Source organism: Rhodopila sp. (assembly GCF_035548235.1).
Classification (GTDB): Bacteria; Pseudomonadota; Alphaproteobacteria; order Acetobacterales; family Acetobacteraceae; genus Rhodopila.
Genome location: NZ_DASZTJ010000155.1, coordinates 1 through 1,622, shown reverse-complemented (window position 1 = coordinate 1,622; position 1,622 = coordinate 1). Strand labels below are relative to the sequence as shown.

General features: G+C 65.8%; 2 protein-coding genes. One reads left to right on the top strand and one right to left on the bottom strand.

The window, feature by feature from the left end; translation table 11 throughout:
• The coding region (locus VHB27_RS13190) for a hypothetical protein (RefSeq protein WP_325601096.1) at positions 1-189 on the top strand (189 nt) is incomplete at its 5' end.
• Between the two features lie 26 nt (positions 190-215).
• On the opposite strand, the gene VHB27_RS13185 is transcribed toward VHB27_RS13190, so the two are convergent.
• Positions 216-1,360, bottom strand: a protein-coding gene (locus tag VHB27_RS13185) for an IS630 family transposase (RefSeq protein WP_325601094.1) whose coding sequence is annotated in 2 segments (ribosomal slippage) — positions 216-913 and positions 913-1,360 — 1,146 coding nt in all. Because the reading frame shifts where the segments join, the coding sequence is not laid out codon by codon here.
• Positions 1,361-1,622: the final 262 nt, after the last annotated feature.

Below are 1,622 nucleotides of genomic sequence, written 5' to 3'. Positions count from 1 at the left end.
AAGCTGCGAGCCCTCCTCGGTGTCCGCGATCGCGAGCGGCACCTGGTCGAGATCCTTGGCCTTGAGGATCCGGAGAAGAAAGAAAAGGTCTCCCTGGATGATGTCCTTTTCATCATCGAGGGCGGCCACGGCCTGCACAGTGGCGATGCCGTGCGCCTGGAAGAAAAAGAGGAAGCGGCGGAGAAGTAACCCCAAAGAGTAGTAGACGAACCACTCTAAATGTGTGGGTACAGATGTCGCAGTCGAACCCGAGCTTGGTCAGTCGTGAAACGCCAACGGACGCCCGTTTCGTCCGCGTTGCGCTCTTGTACCCACGCCTGCACCTGGTCACGCAACTCCGCCGCGCTGCCCAGGCGCCGGTCCAGGCACTGGCGGGCCAGGGCGCTCAGTTCGATCTCGGCCACGTTCAACCAACTGCCGTTGCGCGGCGTGTAGTGGATCTCCAACCGCCGGGCCAGGCGATGCGCCTCGGCCGCCGGGAACGCCTCGTACAGGCTGGCAATCCCGTGGGTATTGAGGTTATCGCACACCAGCTTCACGCGCCGGGCCTGCGGATAATCCTCGTCCAGCAGCCGGCGGACCTCCTCCGCCCAGTCCACGCGTGTCCGGCTGTCCCGGCAACTGACGCGCCGCCAGCCGCGCAGCGGGTCGAAGAACATGAACAGCGCTTGCACCCCGCGCCGCTCGTAGTGGTAGTCTTCGCGGGGCGGCCGGCCCGGTGCCATCGGGATCGGCTCGGCCGTGTCGCGCAGCAACTGCTTGCCGGCCTCGTCCATGCAGATCAGCGGCTCGTCGGCCGTGTGCTCCGCCGTGTACAGGTCGAGGATGTCCTCCATCTGGGCGACGAAGCGGGCCTGGTCGCGTTCCGGGATGCACCAGCACTGTTTGCGCCAGGGCTGCAGCTCGTTTTTTTGAGCGCTCGGCGGACCGTCTCCGCGCAGACGTGCGTCACCAGGCGGCGGCGTTTCAGCTCGTCGGCGAGCAGTTGCAGGGTCCAGCGGGTGCGGCCCTCGGGGGCCTTGCCGCAGCAGATCGCCACCAGGTGTGCCTCGACGCGACCGTCGATCTTCGGCGGCACAGGTGGCGTGAGTCGCGGTTTGCGGTTGAGGGCGGGCGCTTCCCCCTCGGTGACGAAACGCTTCCGGATGCGGTCCACGGTGTTCACGTGCATGTCCAGGCGCTCGGCGACCTGGTCGCGAGTCAGCCGCCCACCGATCCGGCCGGTATCGCTGAGCAGCAGGACCTGCGCATGGCGGATCTTCTTGGCCGGGGCAGAGCCGTTGCGAGCAATGTCTTCCAGCCGGGCACGTTGCTCGGCCGACAGAACGACCGGGTAGAGATTGGGGGTCGAGACAGCCATCAGCGGGCCTCCTTGCCCAGATTGCCAAAGGTGGTTGTCGCCCAATCATACAAAAGCCCACCGGTTTGGGATAGATGGTCTACTACAGCCCAGAATCCGCTACGGCACTCGACCGGAGCGCCCCGGGCTTCTCGGGTTCTCCCCTCGCCGCGGTTGTGTTACCATGAAGCACCCCGCCTCGGCAGCGGGCAGGAGAAGGCAGCCCATGGCGCGCAAGGCGAAAAAAGACGACGGCGACGGCATCAAGGTGATCTGCCGCAAC